The sequence below is a fragment of the Rummeliibacillus sp. POC4 genome, from assembly GCF_003576525.1.
Lineage (GTDB): Bacteria > Bacillota > Bacilli > Bacillales_A > Planococcaceae > Rummeliibacillus.
This window is the reverse complement of record NZ_QWUA01000128.1, coordinates 1-2,916: the sequence shown is the minus strand read 5'-3', so window position 1 is coordinate 2,916 and position 2,916 is coordinate 1. Positions and strand designations below refer to the sequence as shown.

Genomic DNA, 2,916 nt, shown 5'->3' with positions numbered 1-2,916 from the left:
TTATTTTTAGAATATATATATTGAACTAAAAGCTAACTTTCTTTTATATATTACAATATAGTATGAAATGTATACACTACTTGTTTTTGTATCGTCTTTTTACTCACTTCAAGCTTTATCGTTTAATTTACTTTAGCGTATCATTATTCAAAGGATCTCCAAACTTTTGAAAAGAAATTCACAGAATAGACACTAAGTATTAAAATTGGTTGTAATAAGTCATCCTATCCAAAGCATTAATTCATATCTATTATTTTATCTGCCTGTTCAATTGGATTTTCCGTTTTTAAATAATGCTCTTCCCCTAGCCAATATCTTCTTTTATACTTATTTAATCTTGTTTGTAAGTTTCCAATATATAAATCTCGATTTAGAACCCTTTCATACCTTATTTCTCTTGGGCAATTCAAAAATATTTTATAATCATAAAAACTTTTCCATTCTTTTCTTTGTAGAAATATCCCATCAATTAGTATGATGGAGTCATATGATATTGTAATTTCTTTCAGTGTAGTCTTATTAGAATTCTTATCATAATAAGGCAAAGAAATTTCTGTATAGTAATTATGTATTTTCTCTAATAAATCATTTTTAATCAAGTCAATATCCCATTGTAAATAGTAATATTCAAACCATTCATCGTACCCGGTATTATATCTTTTAGTATTTTCCACTATATGGTCATCCATATGAATAATAGTGACATTGCATTTCCTTTTTAGCACGTCTTCGAGTTCTTTCACCATTGTCGTTTTACCCGCTCCACTTAATCCATCAATCGCGACAATGAAAGGGCGTTGCTTAAACGAACGTGTATTAAATAGGTGGAACAATTCATTTACAATTTTATGAACACTCATGGTACACCCCTTCTCCTATTACGAATTCTTTATATATTCAAATAACTTATTAAGCACGACTTCAATTTTGAAAAATGTACTCCTCCAATTATTCAATTTAAGAAAAACTTAAGATTTATACCACTATTTTTTAAGAATTTCTTATTATACTAGAAACTATTAATAAAGGAGCGAGCATATTGAAAAAAATAATCATAGCACTAATGATCATCCTATTTTGTTATCAATTCTTCATAAATGATTCCCCTAAATTAAATCAGGAAATTTCATTGCAGGACAAGTCACCTTACAATGGTGATTTAATATTAATCAATAAAGATTTTAAGCTCCAACAAGAGCCAACAAACCTAACAATAATTCCAAAGGACTTAACAGAAAACGTTTTAATCGATTTAGAATATAAAGTCCAACAAAGCTTAATCGAACCATTAAAACAGATGTTTGAAGCGGCACAAGAAGACGATATTCAACATTTCAAAATCAATAGTGCATACCGAAGCGGCAAACTACAGCAACAACTTTACGAACAAAAGGGTGCTGAATATGCATTGCCTTCTGGTTCTAGTGAACATCAAACTGGATTATCGATTGATATTGGTTCTACCCAAGGGACTATGGATAAAACGATGGAAGGCAAATGGCTAGAGGAACACGCTACTGATTACGGTTTTATATTACGCTATCCAGAAAATAAAGTAGACATCACAGGTATTGCATTTGAGCCTTGGCATTTCCGTTATGTTGGATTGCCACATAGTATAATCATGAAACAAAAGGACATGTCTTTAGAAGAATATATAAAATTTTTAGAAGATGAAAAAGACTACACGGCTAAGGTTAATGGTGTAAAATATTATGTTCAGTATGTTGAAAACACCAACCAAGCAAAAATCCCTGATTCGACAAAACATGAAGTGTCTGGTGACAATTTAAATGGATTTATTATTACCTCGATTTTAAAATAAATTAAAGAAATCTCCGGTATTGCTAGATCTACTGGATAACAGCTACTTGCTGATTACTTTTTTACCAACTTATTGATAAATTTACAAATATCGGGATAATCGAATCATATCTCTACACTGTATACCATTTTCGAAGATGTCTTCTGTATAATGCTTAGTGAAAAAATCTATATCAACGCCGGTAATTCTAAATCCACACTTTTGATATAGAGCTAATTGACTGATGCTTGAATTTCCAGTACCTAATTCAATCGTTTTGTAACCTTTTGACTTGGCTACTTCAATCGCATTCATCACTAATTTTTTTCCTATGCCTTTACCCTGGAAAATCTCCTCTACTGCAATATTTACTAATTCCACGGTTTCAGGTCTTGTTTCTAGTAATACATAACACCCGATTACTTGATCATTACTTTCAGCTACAAAACACTGTCCCCTTTGTAAGTATTCCTCAACAATCTTTCTAGAGGGGTCAGCTAACAATAACAAACCCATTGGAGGACGTTCATCAATATTTAGTTTACGTATTAACATATTACTCCGCCTTTATGTATTTTTACTACTTATGTTATGTTATTTTACTTTATTTACTACGGAATCTCCTTCATATTTAAAAAAATAAAAAGCCTACTCACAAAAAAAAGGAACCCTATTAAAAGGATTCCTCTTTTGATACTTCTTCAAAGATTAAAGTTTTACGATGTTTGCAGCTTGAGGTCCGCGTTGACCATCTTCAACGTCAAATTGAACTTTTTGGCCTTCATCTAAAGATTTGAAACCTTCGCCTTGGATTGCTGAGAAGTGAGCGAATACGTCTGCTCCGCCTTCAACTTCGATAAAACCGAAACCTTTTTCTGCGTTAAACCATTTTACTGTACCTTGTGTCATTTAAATGACCTCCATTTAATTAAATTAATATATAAGATTTTCAAAAGAAAAAATTCACATATTACAAAAAGTACCGAAAATACACGATCACTCTTTGTAACACGTGAATTTAACTTTTCCTCTATTGAGGTTCTTATTGATTTTATTATACACTACAGATACCCATTTGTCTAATGAAATTCGAAAATAAAAAAATTTTATAC

4 protein-coding genes are annotated in these 2,916 nt (G+C 30.9%); 1 reads left to right on the top strand and 3 read right to left on the bottom strand.

Annotation, left to right across the window (positions count from 1 at the left end; translation table 11 throughout):
- Window positions 1-236 precede the first annotated feature (236 nt).
- The gene (locus tag D1606_RS18160; protein ID WP_119417417.1) at window positions 237-860 is read right to left on the bottom strand and encodes a kinase; all 624 of its coding nucleotides are present in this window, start codon (window positions 858-860) and stop codon (window positions 237-239) included.
- A 179-nt stretch (window positions 861-1,039) separates the two neighbouring features.
- Here D1606_RS18160 and D1606_RS18155 point away from each other — a divergent pair, with 179 nt between their 5' ends.
- A complete protein-coding gene (locus tag D1606_RS18155; RefSeq protein WP_119417416.1) occupies window positions 1,040-1,825 on the top strand; it encodes a M15 family metallopeptidase in 786 nt (261 codons plus the stop codon).
- 81 nt (window positions 1,826-1,906) lie between these two features.
- Here the strand turns inward: D1606_RS18155 and D1606_RS18150 are convergent, their stop codons facing one another.
- Both D1606_RS18150 and D1606_RS18145 read right to left on the bottom strand, forming a co-directional pair.
- Window positions 1,907-2,359: a GNAT family N-acetyltransferase gene (locus D1606_RS18150; protein ID WP_119417415.1), complete on the bottom strand. Its 453-nt coding sequence runs from the start codon at window positions 2,357-2,359 to the stop codon at window positions 1,907-1,909.
- Between the two features lie 153 nt (window positions 2,360-2,512).
- Complete coding sequence (locus D1606_RS18145; protein ID WP_119417414.1) at window positions 2,513-2,713, bottom strand: cold-shock protein; 201 nt, start codon at window positions 2,711-2,713, stop codon at window positions 2,513-2,515.
- Between the last annotated feature and the right edge of the window lie 203 nt (window positions 2,714-2,916).

Coding starts and splice junctions, on each gene's coding strand:
- D1606_RS18160 (WP_119417417.1), bottom strand. CDS start 860: ATGAGTGTTCATAAAATTGTAAATGAATTGTTCCACCTATTTAATACA.
- D1606_RS18150 (WP_119417415.1), bottom strand. CDS start 2,359: ATGTTAATACGTAAACTAAATATTGATGAACGTCCTCCAATGGGTTTG.
- D1606_RS18145 (WP_119417414.1), bottom strand. CDS start 2,713: ATGACACAAGGTACAGTAAAATGGTTTAACGCAGAAAAAGGTTTCGGT.